The following is a 23,927-nucleotide window of genomic DNA, read 5'->3' as shown; positions in this document are numbered from 1 at the left end:
AGTCATCAACGACAGGGAGATCGACAGATGATCACATTCGCCCCGAAGCCAAACGCTGTATCCGCGACCAAGCCGGCGGAGGAGAGCCGCTTCGATCGCATCCGCCGGATTGCCGCCGACAAGCACAGGCAGGCCGATGCCGGGCCGATTCGCCGCGAGCCGTCGAAGACCGGCGACAAGCGGCCGACGTGACGGCTGCCAACCTCACGACACCGGCAACGCTCCGCCCTCTTCGGTGCGGCGGGCAATGAACTCGTCGAGCACATCGGATGTGGCAACGGCCGACGCCGGCGGCTGGAAGTCGGCCAGCGTCCGCTTCCAGATGCCGGTGGCGCGCTCGGTGGCCGACTTCGAACCGGACTGCGTCCAGCTGCCGAAATTCGACCAATCGGCGACCAGCGGCTCGTAGAAGGCGGTGCGGTAGCGCGTCATGGTGTGGCCGGCGGAGAAGAAATGCCCGCCCGGCTGGACTTCAGCGATCGCCTCGAAGCCGATCGAATCCTCGTCGCCGGGGGTCGTAGCGCAGAGTTCGGCAACCGTCTGCAATGCCTCGAGATCGGTGATCAGCTTCTCGTAGGAGACGCTGAGGCCACCCTCCAGCCAGCCCGCGGCATGGATGCAGACGGTGGCGCCGGCAAGCACCGAGCCCCACAGCGCGAACTGCGTCTCGTGCGCCGCCTGCACATCGGAAATGTTGGCCGCACTGCCGCCGCCGGACCGCCAAGGCAGGCCGGTGAAGCGCGCCAGCTGGCCGGCGCCCAGCGTCGCCTTGACGTGCTCGGGCGTGCCGAAGGCCGGTGCGCCGGACTTCATGTCGACATTGGAGGAGAAGGATCCGTAGACCACCGGTGCGCCCGGCCGCACCATCTGCGCCAGCGCGAGACCAGCCAGCGCCTCGGCATGCTGCAGCGTCAATGCGCCGGCGACGGTGATCGGCGCCATGGCGCCGGCCAGGCAGAAGGGCGTGATGACAGAGACCTGGCCGGCGCTGGCGAAGTCGATGATGCCTTGCGCCATCGGGATATCGAGCTGGCGCGGCGAATTGGTGTTGATCACGGTGTAGCAATGGACGCCGGCCAGGAACTCGTCCTGCGAGAGCCCGCGCGCCAGCCTGATCATCTCGAACCCATCCTCGACCTGCGGCGTGCCGCGGGCGAAGACGAAGGGGAACTTGTCCGACAGGGTCAGCTGCGCACGGTTGACGGCATAGTGGCGCAAATGGTTGTCGACATCCTGCGGCTCGATCCAGGGGCCGAGCATATGCAGCACGTCGAAATTCTGAACAAGCTTGGTCAGTTCTTCGAAAGCGGCGAGCGTGCCCGGACGCCGTCCGCGTTCGAGATCGGTGACGTTGGGCGCCCCGGCTCCGGCCAGGAACGTCATCGAGCCGAGCTCCAGCATGAGATCGCGGCTACGGTTGCCCGCCAGCGCCCGGATGGATTTCGGCGCCGAGGCCAGTGCCGCAGTGACAATATCGCGGCCGATGCGCACCATCTGGCTGTCCTCGTCGACCAGCGCACCGGCTTTGGCGTAGATCGCCCGTGCCTCCGGCAGCAGCACCTTGATGCCGAGCTCTTCCAGCACGCGCAACGCCGTGTCGTGGATGGCCGCGACCTGGTCGTCCGAAAACACCGGCTGCGGCAGGAACGGGTTCTTGAGCGAGCGATAGTTCGGGTGGCGGCTTGACCCGCTGCCGGCCTCACCGGTGTGCCCGCGCCGGCGCTCGCGCCTGGTCTCCCTTATAATGTCATCGACCATGGCCAAAACTCCTCATTGCCGCATCGCCTGCCCTCGGGGTCGTATGGCGAGGCCGGAATAATTCGCGCCGGCCGCTCGACGCCGACAATGTGCACCCAAAGCGCGGTCCCCTCCCCGGCGAATTCGTCGCCCAGCAACGTCAGCGCGACGCTTTTGCCTATTGTGTAGCCATAGCCGGCTGAGGCGACGAAGCCGACGCGCCGGCCCTTGTGCCAGACTGGCTCGAAGCCACTGGCGTCGGCATCGACGGCGTCGACCTCCAGCGTCACGATCCGGGCGGCGCTCAACAAACCGTGCGGTGTGGCCTGGCTGCCCTTGTGAGCCGGGCTGAAATGGAAGAATAGTCTTCGCCGGGTATGCCCGCCCTGAAATTGCCCGCTTGCGGTTCTCAGGTGGGTGGGGTGAGTTTCGGGAATGGCCAGTCCTTTAGAACGACGTCCAAGACGAAGAGGTCCGATCGCCGCCGCACTGCTGGCGGTGGACGCGTGGATCGATTCCTCGCTCTACGAAGTCGGCTTCAAGGCCGGCCAGTTCTGGGAATCGGCGACCATTTTTTCGCGGCGCTTCCGAGTCACCGGCTGGCGACGCGGCATCATCGAGGTGCTGAGCGAAGGTTTTACGATGGGCGCCGGCGGCGTCGTCGTGCTGCTCGCACTCGCGATGCCGGCCTTCCAGATCACCACCGGCGACTGGCGCAGTCAGGGCGATTTCGCCGTCACCTTCCTCGACCGCTACGGCAACGAGATTGGCCAGCGCGGCATCATCCAGCGCGATTCCGTGCCTGTCGACGAGATGCCGGACCATGTCATCAAAGCAGTGCTGGCGACCGAGGACCGGCGCTTCTTCGAGCACTACGGCATCGACGTGCTCGGCCTGTCGCGCGCCATCTTCGAGAATGTGCGGGCCAATTCCGTCGTCCAGGGCGGCTCCAGCATCACCCAGCAGCTGGCCAAGAACCTGTTCCTGTCGAATGAGCGGACCTTCCAACGCAAGATCAAGGAAGCCTTCCTGTCGCTGTGGCTGGAGGCCAATCTGTCGAAGAAGGAGATCCTGCAGCTTTATCTCGACCGCGCCTATATGGGCGGCGGCACGTTCGGCATCGAGGCGGCGGCGGATTTCTATTTCGGCAAGAGCGTCAAGGATCTGAACCTCGCCGAGGCGGCGATGCTGGCCGGCCTGTTCAAGGCGCCGACCAAATACGCCCCGCACATCAACCTGCCCGCCGCCCGTGCTCGCGCCAATGTGGTGCTGTCGAACCTCGTCGATTCCGGTTTCATGACCGAAGGCCAGGTGCTGCAGGCAAGGCTGCATCCAGCCGAGATCGTCGACCGCGGCGAGCAGAAGAGCCCGGATTATTACCTCGACTGGGCCTTCGATGAGGTCAAGAAAATCGCCAAGCCCGGCCAGCATTCGCTGGTCGCCCACACCACTTTCGACGCCAACATCCAGAAAGCGGCGGAGGAATCCGTCGAATTCCATCTCCGCCAGTTCGGCAAGGAATACAACGTCACCGAGGGCGCCGTTGTAGTGATCGAGACCAATGGCGCGGTACGCGCCATTGTCGGCGGCCGCGACTATGGCGCAAGCCAGTTCAACCGCGCCACCAAGGCGCTGCGCCAGACCGGCTCCTCGTTCAAACCTTACGTCTACGCCACCGCCATGGAGCACGGGTTCACCCCGGACTCCGTCGTCTCAGGCGGGCCGATCAGCTGGGGCGGCTGGTCACCGCACAATTACAATGGCGGCTCGGCCGGCAATGTGACGCTGATCACGGCGATCGCCAAATCGATCAACACCGTGCCGGTACGGCTGGCCAAGGACTATCTCGGCATCGAACCGATCAAGGCGATGGCCGAATCATTCGGCGTGGAATCGCCGCTGGAGTCGCACAAGACCATGGTGCTCGGCACATCGGGCATGACGGTCATGGACCAGGCGACGGGCTACAGTGTGTTCGCGCAGAACGGCTTCGCCGGCTCGCGGCACGGCATCACCCAGCTCGTCACCCGCACCGGCGATGTCGTCTACGACTTTGCCAAGGATGCGCCGGCGCCGCATCGGGTTCTGTCGGAACAGGCTCTGAAATACATGAACACCATGCTGGCTGCGGTGCCGGCGATCGGCACCGCGCGGCGCGCGCAGCTGCCCAACATCGTCGTCGCCGGCAAGACGGGGACGACGCAATCCTACCGCGACGCCTGGTTCGTCGGCTTCACCGGCAATTACACCGCTGCCGTCTGGCTCGGCAATGACGACTTCACCCCGACCCGCAACATGACCGGAGGCACGCTGCCGGCGATGGTGTGGCAGCGGCTGATGGTCTACGCGCACCAGAATATCGACCTGAAGCCGATCCCCGGCCTCGACAAGCCCTTCGTCGACGAAGAGATCGCGGCCAAAGCCGAGGAAGCGGAGAAGAAAAACGCCGATCAGGCAGCCGCCGATGCCGCGGCCGAGCGCCCGGCGGTGCTGTCCAGCCGCACGACACAGACGCTGCGCGAGATGACCAAGGTGTTCCAGGCCGCGCCCGTGCTCGGCTCGCCGCAGACACCGGAGACCCTGTCGGCGCTTTGATTCCACAGCGCTGCTTGCTCTGTGGCCTGCCCCGCTATATCCCCGAACGATAATTCTCTCGTCCCGGTTCTTCATGCTCAAGACCGCCTTTTTCACGCTGCTTTCGCTTGCCATAGCCATCGGCCTCGGCGGCGGCAGCGTCTGGTATGCGCTGCAGGCGCAGAGCGGCGTCGGCGCGATCAGCATCGGCCAATGGACCGCCTTCCCCGAGATCGGCACGCAAGATGCCGACCCCTATTCGAAGGCGCGCGTGGCGCGCGAGGGCGTGCTGGCGCTCGGCAAGGCGGAAGGCTTGTCCTTCATCGCCGAACGCGATGCGGCCGGCGATGAGCTTCAGCGGCAATGCGACTACAGGATCGAAGGCAGTTTCCCGACCGCCCGGTTCTGGACGCTCTATGCCGCGGATCAATCGCTCGGCGTGGTCGACACCGGCAAGCCGAGGCTGGCGGCGCTGCAATCCTACCAGGTGCTGCGTCAGCCCGACAATTCGGTGATCATCGCCGTCGGCAACCGTCCGGCCCCCGGCAACTGGCTTCTGACCGAAGGTTTTGGCCGGATGTATTTCGTGCTCACCTTCTACGACACGCCGATTGCCTCAAGCACCGGCCTTTCCGACGTGTCGCTGCCCCGGATCGTCAAGGCTGGCTGCAATGCGTAGGTTGCTGCACGCCATCCTGCTCGGCCTGCTCGGCGCCGGCATCGTCCACATCGTGGTGCTTTTGCTGGTGCCGGAATTTACCGAGCGCGATGCCTGGTCACGGCTGGCGATGGCGTCCGACCTCTACAAGATGACCAGGCTGGATGCCGAGGCGGGCGGCGCGCCGGTGGTGAAGTCGGTGGATCCGCTGTTTTACGCCGCCGCCTGCCGCTTCGACCTTGCCGAAGGCGTGGTGCGGATCAAGGCGCCGGGCAGCGTGCCGTTCTGGTCGGTGTCGGTCTATGACCGCAACGGCCACAATTTCTATTCATTCAACGACCGCACGGCGACCGGCAACAAGCTGGACACCGTGGTGCTGACGCCGGCACAGATGATCGACGTGCGCAGGGAGCTTCCCGAAGACCTGCAAGGGGCGATCTTCGTCGAGGCGCCGATCGAGGAAGGCATCTTCGTCATCCGCGCCTTGGTGCCTGACGACAGCTGGAAGCCGGTTGTGTCGCAGTTCCTGGACCAGAGCTCCTGCGAACTGCAGGACTACTGACCTCACCCCGACGACCAGCAAATTCAGTGGTGCGGAACAGGCGTCCGTGGTGTGCCCGGCTGGTCCGCCGGTCGCGCCTGGCCCGCCAATGGCGGATGCTCGTAGCGGACGCCGGGAAAAATGATCACCGCCGCCGGCGTACCGGTGTCCTGAACTGCTCGATTGACTGGTGCCGATCGCGGCACGAAAGACAGTACCATGCCCATGGTTCGCGTATTCCTCTCGGTTGCCCCGGAGCACAACGCAACGCCTCCAAATGTGATTAAGGCCGGCAGAGGGTTAACGGAGCGCTAACGGATCGCGGCTAATTTGATGTTTGTTCCAGGCCTAGCGCGAAACCGACATAGTTGCGGTTGAGCATGGTCCGGGTTGTGTCGAGTGTCAGGCGTATCTTCCGTGTCAGCTTCGGATTTCAGGCAAATCGCCATACGGACGGAATCGGGAAAAGCCAAAAGGCTGTTTCGCGCCGCCGTGTCGGCGTTCTGCTCGCTGACCCGCCCGTCGCGCCGCGAGATCGCCCAGCTCGAGGATCTGACGCTGCCGCTGTTCGACAGCGTGCCGGTCGAATCGCGCCGCTATGTCGCCGCTGCCCTGTCCGAATGCGAATATGCGCCGGCCGCCCTGGTGCGGCGGCTTTGCGAGGAGCCGGTCGATGTCTGCGCGCCCTTGCTCGTCCGTTCGCGGGCGCTGGGCGACATCGACCTGATCGCGTTGATCGGCCGCCACGGCCTGCCGCATGCGCGCGCCATTGCCCGCCGCAAGGATTTGAACCCGACCATCGCGCAGTTGATCAAGGCGCTGGAAAAGCCGACCCTGGTGCGCGTGCGGCAGCCCGAGCCGATCGCCGACGTGGCGGGTGCCGACGCCGAAGCCGCTGCCGCCGCTCCCAGCGCACCAAAACTGCCCGGCAGCGCCGCCGAAACCGCCAGGCGCCGCCTGCGCTCGATGATGCTCGCCGAGGGCGAGGCGACATCGGTCACTCCCTTCGTCGGCTCAGCAACTTACAGCAAACTGCGCGAGACGGCGCTGACCGGCAACGCCGCCTTCTTCCAGACCGCGCTTGCCGACGCGCTCGATATCGACTTCTCGACGGCGCGGTCGCTGACCGAGCATTCGAGCTATGTCTCGCTGCTCGCCGCGCTGCGGGCGCTCGACCTCAGTGAGGACAGGGCATTCCTGATCGTGGTCGCGGTTTACCCCCGGGAGTTTCCGCACCCGCAGGCGATCCGCATCTTCCTCGACCGCTACCGGCTGCTGCACCACGAGGCGGCGCTCGACAAGGTGCGCGGCTGGAAGGCCGAAACATTGTCGCGAGCGGTGCGCGGCAACACCCCTGTCGCCGCGAATGGCGACCAAGCGCCGGACGTCGACAAAGCCAGCTTAGGGGCCAGCCTCAAGGCGTCTTGACGGAGAGAAGCTCCTCGACGGAAACCGTTCCGGCCTCGATCTCGACCACCCAGATGTCGGGATCGAATTTTTTCTCCCGCTCAAGCCTGGCGTCAAGCGCGGCGGCATCGTCGCCGGCGCCGAGCAGCGTGAAAAAGCGATCATCCGGTTTGTCCGAATCGTAGCTCGTCTGCGGCGCCGGGCCGAACAGGGAGACGTCGCCCAGCCTGCCGCGGGAGAGCACGAAGACAGCGCCGGCCTCGGTCGCGCCGCGCTTGACGACGGCCGCAAAGCCGCCGGCGCCGAAAACACGGCGCAGCAGGGCCGACACCCAAAACTCGGTGGTTACGCGCATGACGAGGCTCCGGAGGACATGCGCGGCGTCTTAGCCGGATTTTCGTCTATCCGCGAGCGGTCGTCTTGACCACTCAATTGGTCAGGCCGATGTCGCGCATCTTGACGTAGACGACCTCGTCGGGCTCGCCCGTTTCCGGCAGGCCGAACAGCGACTGGAATTCCTTGATCGCCGCCTTGGTGCGGGCGCCGACGACGCCGTCGAGCTGCATGTCGTCATTGCCGAATGCCTTCAGGCCGGCCTGGATCTTGACGATGCGGGCATCGGGCGCCTGGGCGGATACCGGCGCGGAAACCGGGATGGGCGCAGGCGCGGCCTCGGGCGCGGCAACTCGAGCGGCGGCCATATCCACGGGCCTCGGCACAGGATGCGGGATGCCAGCCGTTGTCTGCTTGGCGCCGAGCTGGTCGAGCAGGACGGCGTCGATCTCACCGGAGGCCGGCAGGCCAACTTTCTGCTGGTATGCCTGGATCGCCTTTTGGGTATTCGGCCCGGAAATGCCGTCGACCGTTCCCGTGTAGAAATCGAGATCCTTCAGGATGCCCTGGACCTGCTCGACGGTCGGATCGCTTTTGACCGGAGCCGGGCCGGGCCGCAGGATGTTGATGGTGGTTTCGGGTTCGTCCGCGCCGGGGTGCGGAAAACCCTCGATGCTGCGGGTGGCGAAGAAGGCGCCGGCATGCGGAAACGGCTGGTACCACAGCGCGTTGGCGGAAACGTAGAACAGCGTCACCAGGAAGGCGGTCGAGCCGCCGACCAGGACCGGATTGCGCGAGATCGCGCCGCCCAGCGCAATCGCGCCGGCCTCGAACGCGCCGCTGCGGCGCTTGACCGCCTTAGGCTGTTTTGCGGAGCGAGCCATTCCTGTCCCCTTTCGCGTCGCCTTTCGTCCTGGTCGCGGGCATCGGCAGCACGCCGTTCCTCTCGGTCGCGCTCCTCTTCGGCCCGTTCACCGGCAGGCTGATCGTGACCGTCGTCCCCTCGCCCGGCATGCTTTCGATCGACATCGTGCCGTCGTGCAGCGCCACCAGGCCCTTGACCAGCGACAGGCCGAGCCCGGTGCCCTCGAAGCGGCGCGTATAGTCGTTCTGGATCTGCATGAACGGCTTGCCGAGATTGACAAAATCTTCCTCAGCGATGCCGATGCCGGTGTCCCTGACCCAGAAATGCAGCCGCGAGCCGATCCGCTTGGCGCCGACGACGACATTGCCGCCATCGGGCGTGAACTTGACCGCATTGGAGACGAGGTTGATCAGGATCTGCTGCACGGCACGACGGTCGGCATTGATCTCCCCGGCGTCCGGCGCAATCTGCGCCTGGAGACCGATGTTCTTGGCATTCGCCTGCAGCTGCATCATCGACTGGCACATCTCGACCGCTTCGATGAATCGGAACGGTTCGGGCTCGGTCGCGTAGGCGCCGGCCTCGATCCTCGAGACATCAAGGATGGAGGTGACGACGGCAAGCAGATGCTGGCCCGACTCCTTCACCAGGCCGACATACTCCTTCTGGCGCGGGTCCTTGAAGCCGCCGAACATCTCATGCAGCAGCATGTCGGAAAAACCGATGATGGCGTTGAGCGGCGTCCGAAGCTCATGGCTGACGACCGCCAGGAAGCGGCCCTTTGCCACCTCGGCCGACGCTGCGGCCTCATTGGCGGCAGCAAGCTCGTCGCGCAATTCGGCAGTCTCGTCGTTCTCGCGCAGCAGCAGAGTGAAGGTCTCCTGCTGCTCTTCGGCACGCATCAGTTCGAGCTGAAATGGCCGGTAATTGTCGGCCGTCGAGGCGCTGCCGTCCTGCGGCAGCCTTACCCGAAGATCGAGCCGGCGCGCCAGGGCGCCATCGCGCATGTCGGCAAGCGCGCTGAGATAAGCGACGCGATCGGACAGGTGGATGCGGTCGAACAGCCCGGCGCCGAAAAGCAGTTCCGGCGGCAGCTTCAGGATGGTGCGCGCCTTGGCTGAGGCATCCAGGACCTCGCCATGCCGGGCGACATGCAGGACAACGGCGTCGATCATGTCTTCAAGGCGGTCGTTTGGAAGCAGCGCGGGCTGCGCGCGTGCGGCATCGCCTAGGGCTGCGAGCCGGGGAACCAGCGTCAGGCCCCAGGCGAGCGGCAGCAGCCAGTGCCACGCCGCGACTTGCGCCCCGCCGAGCGGGACGACAGAGGCGACAAAGGGCTGCAGCAGCATTGCGGCCAAGGCCGAGAGGCCGCCCCAAAGTGCCGCGCGCTTTGAACCGCCGATCCACCAGGCCTCGAATGGCAGTGCCAGGGCCAGCAGCGCAACCGGCGACGCCAGGCCGCCTGCTGCCGCGACGGCGCCGGCAAGCGCAAGACCGCCGGCGGCAAGGGCAACCTGGGCTGCCAGCGTCATCTTGCCCGACGCCGCCACCAGCAAGGCGGCGAACCAGCAAAGACCGAAGGCGGCGAAAATGGTTGCGACGGTGACGGCGGCGCCCATGCCCGAGGTGACCAGTGTCACCGCCGCACCGGCGGCGAAGAACGGAGCGGCAAGCATGATGCCGATGAACCGGCGCTGGCGCAGGCGATCGCCCTGGCCGATGATGGCCGGATGGACCATGCGTTCGCAACCGGCCGCCAGCGCGCCAGGCAGTTCAATATATCTGGCAGTTGTCAAACTCAACGCACTCGCACCCGGTCGTGACTGCCCCTGCGTTGCAGGTCGCTTTTGCTTGTTTGAAACTCGCATCCAGCGTTTAAGGAATGAATAAGGCTGACCGGAACAACGAGCGCGCTGCGGCAAAAATTGGAGCGCCGGCACCGGAATGCACCGCCATTTGTAGCCATAGTAAACGGAGCGTTATGTGCAAAGGGCGTGCCCGTGGCTGCGAAACCCTGAGCCGGCATGCCTGCTCTTCTGAAGATATCCATGCGCAACAATCGCTTAGATGGTTACTGCAAGGTTAAGAAAATTGGCGGCATTTGAGGCTAATGCACTGCAAAACGCCTCGCTTCGAATTTGCCTAAAATTTGAGGAAAATTTTCACTGAGCAAGAAAGCCGTCCTTTGCGCCTCATGTGCCATTGTCGCTGATATAAAGAGGTCATTGCGCATGGACGCATGATCCGGTCATTGGACGAGAGGGCAGATCGATGGGCTTTTTGATAAGAATGGCGTTCTGGTTTTCGCTGGTGTTGCTGGCGCTGCCGCTGACCGTCGGCCCCGACGAGGATGGCCGCGAGAGCGTCGGGCCGTTCCAGGCGCTTTTTGCGGCGCGCGAAGCGGTCGGCGACATCGCCGGCATTTGCGAGCGTAAGCCGGACGTCTGCGAAACCGGCAAGTCGGCGATGCATACGATCAGCGCCCGGGCCAAGGAAACCGCCAAGATCGCCGCCGCCATGCTGGACGACAAGAGCGCCGAGACCTCGCCCGATACATCGCTGGCCACCGGCAGCGTCGCCGAGGACATCGTGCTGCCGGCGACAGTCAACATACCTGCCAAGCTGGTGGCGAAGAACTAAACACCGTTTCAGCTGGTATCTACAGCGACACCGCAGGCCGGTCGGACCTCTCGATGCCTGCGGTGCTTTTCTTCTTTTTCCGTGACGCCGCAGCCGCGGATGACTATATCCCGAGCAATGGCCACGACGATCCAGACGATCCGCGACGACTTCTCCCTGCTCGACGAGTGGGAAGACCGCTATCGCTATGTGATCGAGCTCGGCGAAGCGCTGCCGCCATTTCCCGACGCCGAACGCAACGCCGCCAACAAGGTGCCGGGCTGCGTCAGCCAGGTCTGGCTGACCACGAGCCGAGCGCCGGGCGCCGATCCGGTCATCACCTTCACAGGCGATTCAGACGCTCATATCGTACGCGGTCTGGTCGCCATCATGCTGGCGCTGTTTTCGGGACGGACTGCCAGCCAGATCCTTGAAACGGACGCCGAGGCGACGCTGAGGTCGCTTGGCCTCGACGAACATCTGTCGCCGCAGCGGGCCAATGGCCTGCGCTCAATGGTCAAGCGCATCAAGCGCGACGCCGAGATGGCTCTCAAGCAGACTGCTTGATTGCTCTATCTTCTCTTGTTTCGACGCAATTCCCAAGAGAAAGCGCTCGGCAGTTTTCCTGGAATTGTTCTAGAAACAAAACGGCGCCGTAAGGGGCGCCGTTGATCTTGTCCATTGGAGCCGGTGTTACCGCCCCTTGCGTTTGCGGCCGAGGCCCATCTTCTTGGCCAGCTGCGAACGGGCAGCGGCATAGTTGGGGGCAACCATCGGATAGCTGGCGTCGAGATTCCACTTCTCGCGGTATTCATCGGGCGTCAGACCGTAATGGGTCATCAGGTGGCGCTTCAGCGACTTGAACTTCTTGCCATCTTCAAGGCAGACGATGTAATCGTCATGAACAGAGCGCTTCGGGTTTACCGCAGGCTTCTGCTTGTCGGCCGGAGGCTGTTCGCTTGCTCCGCCCACGCGCCCGAGAGCGGCATGGACATCAGCGATAAGGTTCGGCAATTCGCCGACCGGCACGGGATTGTTGCTGACATAGGCTGCCACCACATCGGCGGTCAGCTCGATCAGCGCATCGCTATTTCTGGAAGGTGTTTCGACGATATCCATGGTTTAGGCCCCAACGAAGGATGTTTCTGTTTGCGCCCTTTTTGGAAGATCGGGCATGGCGCGAATTTCACGCGGGAAGAGCTTCATGGATTCGCGTCCGGGCATCTTAATGAGCCCACAGACAAAGTAAGTCAATTCGCATCTTGCGCTATATTCAACGATATTCATCGAATAGTCGCTCTTCAGCTTCAATCTTTCGTGCACTCTGTAACTTCGCGATATTTTCTGGTCGGACCAGGACTAGCATGACGTAAGGTCACACCACCGCTAAATCAGCAAGGACTCATAAAGTGGGCAGCGATGCTTGGTCTATGCTTCGAGGTTTGGGCGGCTGATTGTCGGATTCGTACCAAACTGTAAGTTGCAAAGCGTTGGCGAAACACGCCGAAGAAGATCTTCGGTCTGACCGGATTCAATACGGCGTGAGGTATTTTCCATAGACCCAGCCACTAACAAAACCACCATTTTGCGCCGGGTCGTGCCAAACTTGACACCATTGATAGCGAATTGCCTGTTTCTGTTTCCAGTGCGGCTGGCCGGCGATCTCCAGAAGATTCAAGCCGCCGGTGCACTTGCCGGTCATCTGCAGGATCGTCCCGTTAGGATAGGCGGCCTGCTTCCGCGAGGTGCCGGACGGATATTTGCGAACGTTGAGCGTGTCGCCGAACGGCACGCCAGCCACTTGCCAAGCGGCGAACGCGGTTGCATGAGACTGGCCGGTGAAAGCCAGAACGGTCGAAGCGACGACGGCGAGAGCCGCAGCGGTGTTGATATGGAAATTCATCATCCTCTCCTTTTGGCTCATCTCCCGAGCCCGCCGCAACCAATACATCCCGGCCCTTGAACCCGCGCTGATCGGCGTGTTCATTTGCCATTCAAGTAATTTCTTCAGTGAGACGCAATGACCAAGACCTCAGCTTTTCCGACCGCCAGCCCGCCGAGCCCCGAGAAACACCCCGTCTTCGACACGCATCACGGCATTACCCGCACAGATGACTATGCCTGGCTGAGGGCCGAGAACTGGCAGGCGATGTTCAGGGACCCTTCCCTGCTTGAGGGCCGCATCCGCGCCCATCTCGAAGCCGAAAACGCCTATCAAGCAGTGCTTATGGCCGATACGCTAGAGCTTCGGAAGCAGCTGTTCGGCGAGATGAAGGGGCGCATCAAGGAAGATGATTCGACGGTGCCGATGAAGGATGGCCCCTATGCTTACGGCTCATCCTTCAAGCTTGGCGGCGAACAGCCCCGCTATTTCCGCATGCCGCGCGATGGCGGCGATGAGCAGATCCTGCACGATGGCGACGCGGAAGCCGAGGGCAAGCCCTATTTCCGCCTCGGCGGCGTCGACCATTCGGCCGATCACCGCAAGCTGTTGTGGGCGTTCGACGACAAGGGCTCTGAATTCTTCACACTTCGCGTGCGCGATCTCACCAGCGGCAAGGAACTGAGCGACCAGATCGAGGCCACCAGTGGTGGCGGCGTCTGGAATGCCGCCGATGACGGCTTCTTCTACACAAGGCTCGACGACAATCATCGCCCGTCCAAGGTGCTGTTCCACGCGCTCGGCGGCAGCCCCCTTAATGACCGGCTGATTTATGAGGAAACCGATCCCGGCTTCTTCATGGATGTCGGCGGCACGCGCTCCAACGAATGGATCATGATCGGGATCAACGATCACGAAACCTCGGAATATCACCTGATGCGCGCCGATGAGCCTTTCGCCGAGCCAAAGCTGGTGGCAAAGCGCGAGACTGGCCTGCAATATGATCTGGAAGAAGGCGGCGACATCTTCTTTATCCTCACCAATGCCGACGGCGCCAAGGACTTCAAGATCATGACGGCGCCGGCTAATGACCCGGTTCGCGCCAATTGGGAAGAGCTGGTGGCGCACGAGCCAGGCCGGCTGATCCTGTCGGTGGTCGGCTTCAGGGATCATATGGTCAGGCTCGAGCGCAAGGAAGGGCTGCCGCGCATCGTCGTTCGCGATCGCCGCAGCGGCGAGGAGCATCTGATCTCGTTCGACGAAGAGGCGTTCTCGCTCGGCCTGTCGGGGTCCTATGAATACGACACCGAGATCATGCGCTTCACCTATTCGTCGATGACGACCCCGGCGCAGGTCTTCGACTACAATATGCGCAGCCGCGAGCGTGTGCTGCTGAAGACCCAGGAAGTGCCGTCCGGTCACAATCCGGATCATTATGTCACGCGCCGGCTGATGGCGCCGGCCGCCGATGGCGAACTGGTGCCGGTCTCGCTGCTGCACCACCGCGACACGCCGCTCGATGGCTCCGCACCGTGCCTGCTTTACGGCTACGGCTCTTACGGCATTGCCATTCCGGCGGCGTTCAACACCAACTGGTTCTCGCTGGTCGACCGTGGCTTTGTCTTTGCCATCGCCCATGTCCGCGGCGGCAAGGACAAGGGCTATGGCTGGTATGACGACGGCAAGCGGGCGCACAAGATGAACACGTTCACCGATTTCATCGCCGTCGCGCAGCATCTCGTCGCCGAGCGTTACACCCAACACGACCGCATCGTCGCGCAAGGCGGCTCGGCCGGCGGCATGTTGATGGGTGCGATCGCCAACATGGCGCCGCAAAATTTCGGCGCCATCGTTGCCGAGGTTCCCTTCGTCGACGTGCTGACCACCATGCTCGACGCAAGTTTGCCGCTGACGCCGCCGGAGTGGCCGGAATGGGGCAACCCGATCGCGTCGGCGGAAGATTACCAAACGATCGCCGCCTACTCACCCTATGACAATGTCGCCGATCACGACTATCCGCCGATCCTGGCGCTGGCCGGCCTCACCGATCCGCGCGTCACCTATTGGGAGCCGGCCAAATGGGTGGCGCGGCTGCGCGAGCGCAAGAGCGGCGACAATCCGGTGCTGTTCAAGATCAACATGGATTCCGGCCATGCCGGCGCCTCCGGCCGCTTTTCAAGGCTGGAGGAGATCGCCTATACCTACTCCTTCGCGCTCAAGGTTACGGCCAAGCCCGAACCCGAGGTTACGGGCAAGGCTGAGAATGCAACGGAGGCGTCGCAATGATCGATCTATCCACCTTGACGGCTTACATAGCGGTTGTGCTTGGCTTTGTGTTTATTCCAGGCCCAGCCACGCTTTTGACGGTCGCGCGAGCGACGAGTTCCGGAACCAGGGTTGGCGTCGCGACGGGCGCGGGCGTCGCGGCTGGCGATGTGTTCCATACCATCATGGCGATGGTCGGCATTTCGGCGATCATCGCCACTTCGGCAACGCTGTTCAGCGTCGTAAAATACATCGGCGCGGCGTATCTCGTTTACCTCGGCATTCGCGCAATCATCGAGAAAATACCGGCCGATCCTACTGCCGGTGCACTCGCGATCTCCGCCAGCAAGGCGTTTCGTCAAGCTGTCCTGACCGAAGTGCTTAATCCAAAGACGGCGCTTTTCTTCCTTGCCTTCCTGCCCCAGTTCGTGCGGCCTGAAAACGGATCGGTGATGCTCCAGCTGATGACGCTGGGCATAATCTTTGTTCTGCTCGGCCTTTTCAGCACAGTCGTCTTTGCCGTGAGTGCGGGCCGGCTCGGCACGTTCCTGCGCCGCAATCCGTCGGTGGTGAAATTGCAAGGCAAGGTGGTTGGCGGCATCTACTGCGCGTTAGGCGTCCGTCTGGCCTTGCAGCAGCGCTGATGTCGATGCGAAAGGCGCGCCCGTCGAGGCGCGCCGGTCGTCACTTTTTGAATTCCAGGCTGCTCATTTTCACTCGCATTTGCAATGGCTGCGCGCTACCCAATGCGCGCCACCTTCCAGACCATGACATACGCAAAGGGGCCACTATGTTGCTCGTCGACACCTATCTCGAGAAATCACCGATCCAGGGCATCGGGGTTTTCGCCAGGAACCACATTGCCAAGGGCACGCTGGTCTGGAAGCTCGACCCCAGATTCGACCGGATCATCGACGTCGAGACCTATGAAGGCGAGAGCGGCCCGGTGAAGAACTATCTCGACCGTTATTCCTATCCAGACCGCCGGGATCCGAACTACATCGTCTTCGAAGCCGACGACGCACGCTACATGAACCATGACGACGAACCGAATTGCGATGTCTCCTCGCCCGAGGAAACCTATGCCTTGCGCGACATCGCACCCGGCGAGGAACTGACCTGCAATTACAGTCATTTCTTCGAGACGGGCTTCGACTTCCTCGGTGATCGCCACCTGTAGATCGCCACCTGTAGCCGGGATCACTTGGCCGGCTTGCTGCGCACCGGGTAGCCGTTGGGATGCGGCGGCACCGCCTTGAGATAGGCGGCTATTGCCGCGCGATCTTCCGGCGGCAGTTCGGCCATGTTGTGCTGCACGTCGACCATGGCGCCGCCGACCGAATCGAAATCAGGGGTAAAACCGGTTTCCAGATAGTTGGCGATGTCGGCTTCCGACCAGTCACCGAGCCCGCCTTCGCCCGATGTGATGTTCGGCACGATGCCGCTGCCTTCGGCGGCCGCCGCGCCAGCCAGCCACTGGCTCTTCCTGGTGCCGCCGGTGATGTCGCGCGGCGTGTGGCATTCGCCGCAATGGCCAGGCCCCTCGACCAGATAGCGGCCGGCGAGTACCGGATCAGGCGTGCCATCGGCAAAGGCAATCACCGGCTCTTTGCTGAGATAGAGCCGCTTCCACAGGCCGAGGCCGCGGCGGATGTTGAAGGGGAAACTCAGGGAATTGTCCGGCGCCTTGCCGGCGACCGCCGGCAGCGTCTTCAGGAACGCATAGAGATCGGCAATATCAGCCGGCTTCATGCGGGCGTAGGATGTGTAGGGGAAGGCCGGATAGAAATGCTCGCCCGACGGCGACACGCCCTTCAGCATGGCGTTGGCAAGGTCCTCGACCGTCCAGGCGCCGATGCCGTCCTTGGGATCCTGCGAGATGTTGGGCGGCACAAAGGTGCCGAACGGCGTCTTGAGCTCGAGGCCGCCGACCAGTTGCAAACGGGCGTCACCCTGCGAGCCTGGCTTGGCGTGACAGGAGGTGCAGCCGCCGGCATTGAAAATGCGCTTGCCCCTGGCGGCGTCGCCGGGGCCGAGCTGCGCCAGGGTGTCAGTGTCGAGCTTGACCGACGCCGACAACAGCCAGCCGGCGCCGGCACCGACGACACCCAGGACAAGGGCGGCGCCGACAAATTTTTTCCACAAGGGCATTGCCCGGGATCAGCTCTTCTTCACCCGATAGGTCTTGTGGCAGGTGCCGCAATCACTGCCGAGCGTATCGATCTGCGCCTTCAACGCATCGACATCGGCGGGGGCGGCGGCGACTGCGGCCTTGACGTCGGCGAGGTACTTGTCTTCGGTCGATTTGAAGCCCGCCATGTCTTTCCAGATTTTGGGCGAGGCGGTGGTATCACCGCTGTCGCTGCCGGCCGGGAACAGCGTGTCGACATCGAACTTCTCGGCATTGACTTGCAGCGCCTGCAGCGCCGTCAGCACGGCGGCGGCATCGAAGTCTGCCTCGCCCTTGGCGATTTTTGACAGGCCGCCGACGATCTTGCCTCGTTCCTTCATCAGTCCCTGTCGGTCGAGGATCGGGTCGGCAAAAGCCGCCGAGGCGGCGAGGCTGAGCATAGAGATGGCGATAACAAGCTTTCTCATTCAATTGGCTCCAGGATGATGAGGGGTCGCGACCTAACGTTAACGGAGGGCGGGCCGGGATTATTCCCTGTCCGCCGGCCGGATTCTGCCGAATTTTGTGTGCCTGCTGCTTCAGCTGAGAAAGAAAAGCCCCGGAGTACCGGGGCTTCTCTGGGTCGATCAGGCTTTCGCCTCTTCGTACATTTCAAGGACATGGTCCCAGTTGATGAGGCTGTCGACGAAGGCCTCGAGATATTTCGGCCGCGCGTTGCGGTAGTCGATGTAATAGGAATGTTCCCAGACATCGACGCCGAGGATCGGCGATGCGCCATGGACGAGCGGGTTCTCGCCGTTCGGCGTCTTGGATATCGCCAGCTTGCCGTCCTTGACCGAGACCCAGGCCCAGCCCGAACCGAACTGCGTGGTGCCGGCGGCGATGAAGTCGGCCTTGAACTTGTCGTACCCGCCGAGATCCGCGTCGAAAGCCTTCTGCAGGGCGCCCGGAAGCTTGTTGCCGCCGCCGCCCTTCTTCATCCACTTCCAGAAATGGATGTGGTTGTAGTGCTGGGCTGCGTTGTTGAAGAGGCCGGCATTCTTGCCGAACGACTGTTTGACCACCTCTTCGACCGACAGATCGCCAAGGCCCGCTTCGGCGGCCAGCTTGTTGCCGTTGTCGACATAGGCCTTGTGGTGCTTGTCGTGGTGATACTCCAGCGTCTCCTTCGACATGTAAGGCTGCAAGGCCTCGTAGTCGTAGGGCAAGGCGGGCAATTCAAAAGCCATCGGTCATACTCCTCATGGAAAAATCCGGTGCGGATACCGGATTAAGATAGGGCTGCATTGATCTGGAACAACTCCGGAATGAAGCGCCAATTGCCTTTTAGCGGCTCAACCGGCGGAAGTCGAATGCGCCCATTCCCAATAAAGGTCGCGCGCTTTCTTGGCCACCGGCCCGGGCTGCAGATCGCGGTCCTCGATGCGGGTGATCGGCACGACCTTGGAATGGTTTCCGGTCGAAAAGATCTCGTCGGCTTCGAGAAAGTCGCGCACCGACAGCATCTTCTCCGTGGTCTTGAAGCCGTAATCGCCAAGCAGCGTCATGGTGCGCGAGCGGGTGATGCCGGACAGGAAGGTGCCGTTCGGCGCCGGCGTCAACACGTGGCTGTCCTTGACCAGGAAGATGTTCGAGGTTCCGGTCTCGGCGACATTGCCCAGCATGTCCAGCACCAGCGCATTGTCGAAGCCGCGTCCCTTGGCTTCGAGAATGGCGCGGCCATTGTTGGGATAGAGGCAGCCGGCCTTGGCATTGGTCGGCATGGTCTCGATGGTCGGCCGCCGGAACGGCGACACGGTGATCGAAAAGCCGGTCGGCGAGATCATCGGCGATTCGTAAAGGCAGAGGCAGAAACGGGTCGAGGCCGGATCGGCCGGCACGCCCATATAGCCGCCATGCTCGGCCCAGTACATCGGCCTGATGTAGACCGCTGTCTTGCCGTCGAACTTCTTCAGCCCGTCCCAGGTCAGTCCAACAATCTCATCGGCGCTCATCGACGGCGCGAGGCCGAGCGCGGTCGCCGATGCGTTCACCCTGGCGGCATGCAGCTCGAGATCGGGGGCGACGCCTTCGAACCAGCGGGCGCCGTCGAAGACGCTGGTGCCGAGCCACATGGCGTGGCTGCGCGGACCCAGAATGGCGACGTTGCCTTCGTACCAGTCGCCGTCGACGAAGGTCCATGTCGCCGATAGCGCCGCAGTCGCCAGTGTCATTGTTCGTTCCGCTTCAAAGCTGTTTGTTGCCAGGCATTGGAAGATGCTTTGACCGGCGCCGTCAACCGGCATGGAGCGGATTTGTTGAGGCCAGAGCGCCCGAAGAAGCGCTCAAGACTGTAATCGATGCTTGCACCTTGCGCCGCCTGGCCTCAAAACTGTCGCCATGCATTACGCGGCTTACGTTTTCGACGCCTATGGCACGTTGTTCGACGTGCACGCAGCCGTGCGCCGTCATGACGGCGAGATCGGCCCCGACGGCCCGCTGCTTTCGGAAATCTGGCGCGCCAAGCAGCTGGAATATTCCTGGGTGCGCACGCTGATGGGCGGCTATGCCGATTTCTGGCAGCTCACCGAACAAGCGCTCGATTTCGCCCTGCTCAAGGTTCCCTCCGCCGACAAGGGACTGAAGGCCAAGCTGCTCGAAGCCTATTGGCGGCTCGACTGCTATCCGGAAGTGCCGGCCGTGCTCAAGGCGCTGAAAGCATCCGGCGCCAAGCTCGCAATCCTGTCCAACGGCTCGCCCGAGATGCTGGAAGCGGCGGTCAAGTCGGCCGCCCTCGACCAGGTGCTGGACGATATCTTTTCGGTCGACGCCGTCAGGCGCTTCAAGACCGACCCGTCGACCTACGACATGGTGGCGACGGGCTGGCGACTCTATCCGGGCGCCGTCTCATTCCAGTCGTCCAACCGCTGGGACGTCGCCGGCGCCACCAAATTCGGCTTTCGCACCGTATGGATCAACCGCGCCAACCAGCCCGAGGAATACCGGGATTTCCCGCCGGCGCTGATCCTGCCGTCGCTTGAAGGCCTGCTGACCGGCGGCTGATCACTCTGTTGCCTTCGAGCAACAGTGGCAGGGCGGTCACAGCTTCGCCTTTGTTTGTCCACCCTCAGGCCAGAATCGGAACCGCCTATCGCGTCAGGCATTGGGGGAGGCCGACCACTGCGCCGCTTGAAGGCATTCACGCTTTCTTGCGATTCGAGACTTAAAAAAGGCAACCATGTTGAAGACCGAAATCGACCCCTATCGCCTGAGCCGTCGCGGCTTTCTGAATGCTGCAGCCCTTGGCGCCGCTTCGATTGCGGTCTCCGCCTGCACCACCACCGGACCGGCGCCGGCGCCGGTCGAACCGCCACCGCCGACCTATGACGAGCCGCCGCTCGGCGACTATGCGACGATGTACGGCACGATTTCCGACAGCGGGTTCGAGCTCCCGGCCATCCCGATCAAGAAGATGGACCCGCAGTTCCTGCGCCAGATCGTTCCCGATCCGACCGGCCAGCGGCCAGGCACCATCATCGTCGATACGACCAACCATTTCCTCTATCTGGTGCGCGAAGGCGGCCAGGCGATCCGTTACGGCGTCGGCCTCGGCCGCGCCGGCTTCGAATGGTCGGGAGACGCCGTCGTCCAGTGGAAGCAGAAATGGCCGAAATGGACGCCGCCCGATGAGATGGTTGCCCGCCAGCCTGAACTGGAAGAATACAGCGCCAAGAACGGCGGCATGCCCGGCGGCCTCAAGAACCCGCTCGGCGCCCGCGCGCTCTACCTGTTCCACGACAACGTCGACACGCTCTACCGCCTGCATGGCTCGCCGGAATGGAACTCGATCGGCAAATCCGTCTCGTCAGGCTGCGTGCGCCTGATAAATCAGGACATCATCGACCTCTACGACCGCGTGCCGTCGAAGAGCCCGGTCATCGTGACGTCCGACATCGGCCAGCCGATGGCGGCGAGCGCAAACCGCAGAGCCATCCCGATCGATGGCGGGGTGCCGGATGGCTCGGTCCTGCTCGGCCCGGTGACCTGATCGACTTCATCGATGCCATGAAGCGGCAGGTTCCGCTCCATGCGGCAAAGCTCGCCAGGATCCCGATAGCTTTACGCGAATGCCTGGGGTTCGCATCCAAGATATGCAATGCCGGCAACAGGAGGCCAAAAAAGACATCCAGACGAACCATGGAGCCGCTGCAATCGGGGCGGCCATGCCCTGTCAATCTCGACGCTGCTGTGTTTCGTTACCGATTGATGTATATTAGACGGGAGTATGATTGCAGAGACATACATTTCATTAGATCATTGATGGCGGGGGAACGCCGATGGTGGGATTTGATTTCGATAGTCCGCCTGCCGACGGCGCCCAGGCCAACCTGTCGGCCGAATGCGAGCGCCAATTGCTGCCGCTCGTCCGTGGAATTGTCGAGGCGGCGGTTGCCGCCGGGTGGAGCCAGGAAGACGTTCTTCTGGCCATGGTCGAGCTGTCCTGGGATCTGTACGAGAAACGCCGAGGCGATCTTTAGCAGGCCTGCGTGAGCCGGATAATTCCGTAGCGCCGGCCAAGCCAGGCCATGTTTTTCTCGCGCGAACTTTTTTCTTCACTTACAATGTTTTTTCTATCCGCGGGATGCGCTACGCTGCCTTTGGGCAGGACTATGGGGGATACAAATTACCGTCCGGATTTCCGGGTTGGCTGTTTGCACGGCACGGAATTTCGATGGGCTGGCAAAGCGGCTGAGGCAAGGCTGAATGAAAAATGCGGGCGAGGTTCAGGAACGCAGCGCAGGCGCCGATCGGGTCGATCGGCACGCCCTCGACACAATCCCCGAAAATGCCAATCCCAGAAGAGCAACCATGCGGGGGAGCGGGATATGCTCTGTCCGCAGCCCTGGATCGCTCCTGGAGGGTCGCCATCGCCGAAGTCGCTTACCTCGCGGGATTTTCGGATCAAGGCCATTTGGCCACCGCCATGAAGAAGCACAAGGGAAAGAAGCCATGGTTCGGGCGATAACTGCTGCTGGATCGTCCGTGGCAATGACAGATAGTCGACCAGCTCTGTCAATGGCCGCGCGATCTATATTCAGAATACAACGCTGGATTGTGACGGCGCACTATGCACAATAACTAGGCTAAAAATGGTAAGATAAGATCGGAAAATAGTCAGGTAGCCTTGGCTAAAAATTCAAACCTGTAAATTTATAGTCAAAATCCTGGTAAAATTTTCATTTGAGCTCAAATTCTTCTTTGCAATATAAAGCAGCATCTGTAGGATTCGAAGGAACGCCCAGGAGCAAACGTGAATTCTGGGCGCCTCGATACAGCACAGGATTGGATTGATCGGCGCAGCAGTGGCAGAGACGAAGATGCAACATAGAGGCAACGTCCAGGAAAGCGCCGGGACAGAGCGGCGGCGCGCGGATCGTCGCATCTTCGACGGAATTCCGGAAAGCGCGGGGCGCTACCTGGTCACGTTTCGAGGCGGCGCGGCTCATGTCGTTCATGGGCCGGGATCACACACATTCAAAGCGGCGGAACATTTCGCTTCGGTTCTGCTTACACCCTCACCAGGGATTGCGGCATCGCTGGGCAGCGACAAAGTCCACGAATACGACGGCGACGTCGGCATGATCATGATCGTCCCAGCCGACCTCGGCGGCAAGGTGACCCGGTCATCCACCACGGAAAGCGTAATCGTGGCGCTCACCCCCGAGAGTCTCTTCGAGCTGGCAACGCGTGAATTCGACACCGGCCATGCCGAGCTTCAGCCGCCGCCGTACGGGACCGTCGACTTCCAAGCGCTGCAACTCGCGCAGTTGCTGAAGGCGGAACTGACGGATCGGGAAACTCCAAACGAGTTCTATATCGATTCGTTGGTCACCATGTTCGGCGTCCATTTGCTTCGGAACTACGCAGGAGCGCGAAAGTTGCCACAAGCCCCAAAGGGCGGTCTGTCGAACCGCAGCGCCCGGCGGGTGCGCGAATTCCTGGAGGTAAATTTTTCCAGCAAAATCGCGGTGGCCGAGTTGGCCGCACTCTGTGGCCTTTCGCCGAGCCATTTCATCCTGGCATTCACCAAGACCTTTGGCGAGCCGCCGCACAATACCTGCTGCGGCTGCGTCTCGATTTCGCCGAAAAACTTCTCATCGAGAGCGACCTGTCGATTGCGGAAGTCGCTCATCTCAGTGGATTCTCGGACCAGAGCCACTTGACAGTCACCATGTCCAGATACCGGAACAGAACCCCCAGGCAGGTGAAGCTGCAACGTTAACGACTGTTGCGGCGCGCATGATTGTCCGCGGCGATACCTCGATTGATCTTCAGTATAGTCGAAGGTTGTGTGGCAGAGCAGTCACAGTTGTCGCGCAGGGACCAAATACCGGATTTTCCTACAAAGATTCCGGATTATTCCAAAATACCTGCACCGCGAATGTGCTCATGGTCGCGATTGAAGTCATTTGGGGCGGGGGAGCAACCAGATGATACAGCATGTCGGATTGTCCCATGGACATTCAATTCGCGGAAATCGAGGTCTTCGCGCCTAAGGCCGAAGCGGCCTGGGCTGCACTGCAACGCCAATACGCCAGCCGGATCAGCGCTGCGGAACTCGACCATCTCCTGGCCTGTTTCGTGCTTGGACTGACCTCTCCGGCTTGTGGTGAAGGCGATCCGGGATTTCATTTCGATCTCTGCCGCGCGCTGGTGGCGGTAAACCTGCCGCCGGAACGGACGGAGGCTGCACTGCATGCGGTTCCAGAACCGACGCAGCCATGGGTCGCGAGCGCCTATCAGCTGATTGAAAAACAAGGCGCGAAGGTCGCTCTCTCGTTGCGGGAGAAGACGCGCAATTTCGAAGATTTTTTGGCCACCGAGGCGAATGGTGCGGCACATCAGAGCGCCTCGGCAATTGCGAGGAAAAACTAG

26 protein-coding genes are annotated in these 23,927 nt (G+C 62.2%); 15 read left to right on the top strand and 11 right to left on the bottom strand.

All coding sequences use genetic code 11. The features are described 5' to 3' along the window. The first annotated feature begins 27 nt into the window (after positions 1 to 27). Positions 28 to 192: a hypothetical protein gene (locus NLY44_RS00555; protein WP_023687237.1), complete on the top strand. Its 165-nt coding sequence runs from the start codon at positions 28 to 30 to the stop codon at positions 190 to 192. A gap of 12 nt (positions 193 to 204) precedes the next feature. On the opposite strand, the gene NLY44_RS00550 is transcribed toward NLY44_RS00555, so the two are convergent. Together NLY44_RS00550 and NLY44_RS00545 are read right to left on the bottom strand one after the other, a co-directional pair. Further along, a complete protein-coding gene (locus NLY44_RS00550; RefSeq protein ID WP_023805722.1) occupies positions 205 to 1,758 on the bottom strand; it encodes a trimethylamine methyltransferase family protein in 1,554 nt (517 codons plus the stop codon). Beyond that, a complete protein-coding gene (locus NLY44_RS00545; RefSeq protein ID WP_023727644.1) occupies positions 1,740 to 2,045 on the bottom strand; it encodes a glycine cleavage T C-terminal barrel domain-containing protein in 306 nt (101 codons plus the stop codon). The genes NLY44_RS00550 and NLY44_RS00545 overlap by 19 nt, the downstream gene beginning before the upstream one ends. A 127-nt stretch (positions 2,046 to 2,172) precedes the next feature. Here NLY44_RS00545 and NLY44_RS00540 point away from each other — a divergent pair, with 127 nt between their 5' ends. The 4 genes from NLY44_RS00540 to NLY44_RS00525 all read left to right on the top strand — a co-directional run bounded on the left by NLY44_RS00540 (position 2,173) and on the right by NLY44_RS00525 (position 6,938). Next, positions 2,173 to 4,332 carry a transglycosylase domain-containing protein gene (locus NLY44_RS00540; protein WP_023805723.1) on the top strand — a complete coding sequence of 720 codons (2,160 nt, stop codon included), beginning with the start codon at positions 2,173 to 2,175 and terminating at the stop codon, positions 4,330 to 4,332. Positions 4,333 to 4,405: 73 nt separating this feature from the next. Then, positions 4,406 to 4,990 (top strand): DUF1214 domain-containing protein, encoded by a 585-nt coding sequence (locus NLY44_RS00535; protein ID WP_023670163.1) that lies wholly within the window; start codon positions 4,406 to 4,408, stop codon positions 4,988 to 4,990. After that, entirely contained in the window at positions 4,983 to 5,531 is a 549-nt protein-coding gene (locus NLY44_RS00530) for a DUF1254 domain-containing protein (protein ID WP_023702197.1), read from the top strand. Before NLY44_RS00535 ends, NLY44_RS00530 begins: the two co-directional genes overlap by 8 nt. 396 nt (positions 5,532 to 5,927) lie before the next feature. Continuing rightward, the gene (locus NLY44_RS00525; RefSeq protein WP_286456430.1) at positions 5,928 to 6,938 is read left to right on the top strand and encodes a hypothetical protein; all 1,011 of its coding nucleotides are present in this window, start codon (positions 5,928 to 5,930) and stop codon (positions 6,936 to 6,938) included. On the opposite strand, the gene NLY44_RS00520 is transcribed toward NLY44_RS00525, so the two are convergent. From NLY44_RS00520 to NLY44_RS00510, 3 genes are all read right to left on the bottom strand, one after another. After that, a complete protein-coding gene (locus tag NLY44_RS00520) occupies positions 6,925 to 7,272 on the bottom strand; it encodes a DUF1491 family protein (RefSeq protein ID WP_023698568.1) in 348 nt (115 codons plus the stop codon). The genes NLY44_RS00525 and NLY44_RS00520 overlap by 14 nt on opposite strands. Before the next feature lie 73 nt (positions 7,273 to 7,345). After that, complete coding sequence (locus tag NLY44_RS00515; RefSeq protein WP_023732036.1) at positions 7,346 to 8,134, bottom strand: peptidoglycan-binding domain-containing protein; 789 nt, start codon at positions 8,132 to 8,134, stop codon at positions 7,346 to 7,348. Beyond that, positions 8,109 to 9,854 carry a sensor histidine kinase gene (locus tag NLY44_RS00510; RefSeq protein WP_023732037.1) on the bottom strand — a complete coding sequence of 582 codons (1,746 nt, stop codon included), beginning with the start codon at positions 9,852 to 9,854 and terminating at the stop codon, positions 8,109 to 8,111. The genes NLY44_RS00515 and NLY44_RS00510 overlap by 26 nt, the downstream gene beginning before the upstream one ends. 532 nt (positions 9,855 to 10,386) lie before the next feature. On the opposite strand from NLY44_RS00510, the gene NLY44_RS00505 reads away from it, so the two are divergent. Together NLY44_RS00505 and NLY44_RS00500 are read left to right on the top strand one after the other, a co-directional pair. Continuing rightward, the gene (locus NLY44_RS00505; protein WP_023732038.1) at positions 10,387 to 10,755 is read left to right on the top strand and encodes a DUF5330 domain-containing protein; all 369 of its coding nucleotides are present in this window, start codon (positions 10,387 to 10,389) and stop codon (positions 10,753 to 10,755) included. A 117-nt stretch (positions 10,756 to 10,872) separates the two neighbouring features. After that, positions 10,873 to 11,301 carry a SufE family protein gene (locus NLY44_RS00500; RefSeq protein WP_023684547.1) on the top strand — a complete coding sequence of 143 codons (429 nt, stop codon included), beginning with the start codon at positions 10,873 to 10,875 and terminating at the stop codon, positions 11,299 to 11,301. A 126-nt stretch (positions 11,302 to 11,427) separates the two neighbouring features. Here the strand turns inward: NLY44_RS00500 and NLY44_RS00495 are convergent, their stop codons facing one another. After that, positions 11,428 to 11,853: a Ros/MucR family transcriptional regulator gene (locus NLY44_RS00495; RefSeq protein WP_023673680.1), complete on the bottom strand. Its 426-nt coding sequence runs from the start codon at positions 11,851 to 11,853 to the stop codon at positions 11,428 to 11,430. Positions 11,854 to 12,265: 412 nt separating this feature from the next. Next, the gene (locus tag NLY44_RS00490; protein WP_023673681.1) at positions 12,266 to 12,640 is read right to left on the bottom strand and encodes an SH3 domain-containing protein; all 375 of its coding nucleotides are present in this window, start codon (positions 12,638 to 12,640) and stop codon (positions 12,266 to 12,268) included. Between the two features lie 114 nt (positions 12,641 to 12,754). On the opposite strand from NLY44_RS00490, the gene NLY44_RS00485 reads away from it, so the two are divergent. The 3 genes from NLY44_RS00485 to NLY44_RS00475 all read left to right on the top strand — a co-directional run bounded on the left by NLY44_RS00485 (position 12,755) and on the right by NLY44_RS00475 (position 16,061). Next, positions 12,755 to 14,902, top strand: coding sequence for a S9 family peptidase (locus tag NLY44_RS00485; protein WP_023805724.1), 2,148 nt, complete (start codon positions 12,755 to 12,757; stop codon positions 14,900 to 14,902). Further along, positions 14,899 to 15,525 carry a LysE family translocator gene (locus NLY44_RS00480; RefSeq protein ID WP_023673683.1) on the top strand — a complete coding sequence of 209 codons (627 nt, stop codon included), beginning with the start codon at positions 14,899 to 14,901 and terminating at the stop codon, positions 15,523 to 15,525. Before NLY44_RS00485 ends, NLY44_RS00480 begins: the two co-directional genes overlap by 4 nt. A gap of 146 nt (positions 15,526 to 15,671) precedes the next feature. After that, positions 15,672 to 16,061 (top strand): SET domain-containing protein, encoded by a 390-nt coding sequence (locus NLY44_RS00475; protein ID WP_023673684.1) that lies wholly within the window; start codon positions 15,672 to 15,674, stop codon positions 16,059 to 16,061. A 20-nt stretch (positions 16,062 to 16,081) separates the two neighbouring features. On the opposite strand, the gene NLY44_RS00470 is transcribed toward NLY44_RS00475, so the two are convergent. From NLY44_RS00470 to NLY44_RS00455, 4 genes are all read right to left on the bottom strand, one after another. Beyond that, complete coding sequence (locus NLY44_RS00470; protein ID WP_023673685.1) at positions 16,082 to 17,032, bottom strand: cytochrome c; 951 nt, start codon at positions 17,030 to 17,032, stop codon at positions 16,082 to 16,084. Between the two features lie 9 nt (positions 17,033 to 17,041). Next, positions 17,042 to 17,479 carry a c-type cytochrome gene (locus NLY44_RS00465; RefSeq protein WP_023684552.1) on the bottom strand — a complete coding sequence of 146 codons (438 nt, stop codon included), beginning with the start codon at positions 17,477 to 17,479 and terminating at the stop codon, positions 17,042 to 17,044. A gap of 159 nt (positions 17,480 to 17,638) precedes the next feature. Then, positions 17,639 to 18,241 carry a superoxide dismutase gene (locus NLY44_RS00460; RefSeq protein ID WP_023673687.1) on the bottom strand — a complete coding sequence of 201 codons (603 nt, stop codon included), beginning with the start codon at positions 18,239 to 18,241 and terminating at the stop codon, positions 17,639 to 17,641. Positions 18,242 to 18,346: 105 nt separating this feature from the next. Next, entirely contained in the window at positions 18,347 to 19,225 is an 879-nt protein-coding gene (locus tag NLY44_RS00455; protein WP_023673688.1) for a branched-chain amino acid aminotransferase, read from the bottom strand. A gap of 166 nt (positions 19,226 to 19,391) precedes the next feature. On the opposite strand from NLY44_RS00455, the gene NLY44_RS00450 reads away from it, so the two are divergent. From NLY44_RS00450 to NLY44_RS00430, 5 genes are all read left to right on the top strand, one after another. Next, positions 19,392 to 20,054 (top strand): haloacid dehalogenase type II, encoded by a 663-nt coding sequence (locus NLY44_RS00450; protein ID WP_023673689.1) that lies wholly within the window; start codon positions 19,392 to 19,394, stop codon positions 20,052 to 20,054. A gap of 175 nt (positions 20,055 to 20,229) precedes the next feature. Beyond that, positions 20,230 to 21,039, top strand: a complete 810-nt coding sequence (locus NLY44_RS00445; RefSeq protein WP_023673690.1) for a L,D-transpeptidase — start codon at positions 20,230 to 20,232, stop codon at positions 21,037 to 21,039. Positions 21,040 to 21,328: 289 nt separating this feature from the next. Continuing rightward, positions 21,329 to 21,529, top strand: a complete 201-nt coding sequence (locus NLY44_RS00440; RefSeq protein ID WP_023673691.1) for a hypothetical protein — start codon at positions 21,329 to 21,331, stop codon at positions 21,527 to 21,529. Between the two features lie 1,214 nt (positions 21,530 to 22,743). Next, a complete protein-coding gene (locus NLY44_RS32890) occupies positions 22,744 to 23,274 on the top strand; it encodes a helix-turn-helix domain-containing protein (protein WP_353654475.1) in 531 nt (176 codons plus the stop codon). A 233-nt stretch (positions 23,275 to 23,507) separates the two neighbouring features. After that, positions 23,508 to 23,927, top strand: coding sequence for a hypothetical protein (locus tag NLY44_RS00430; RefSeq protein ID WP_023805726.1), 420 nt, complete (start codon positions 23,508 to 23,510; stop codon positions 23,925 to 23,927).

The sequence above is a fragment of the Mesorhizobium sp. C089B genome, from assembly GCF_030323125.1.
Classification (GTDB): Bacteria; Pseudomonadota; Alphaproteobacteria; order Rhizobiales; family Rhizobiaceae; genus Mesorhizobium.
Note: the sequence above shows the minus strand (reverse complement) of the source record. Positions and strands in the feature narration are given on the sequence as shown.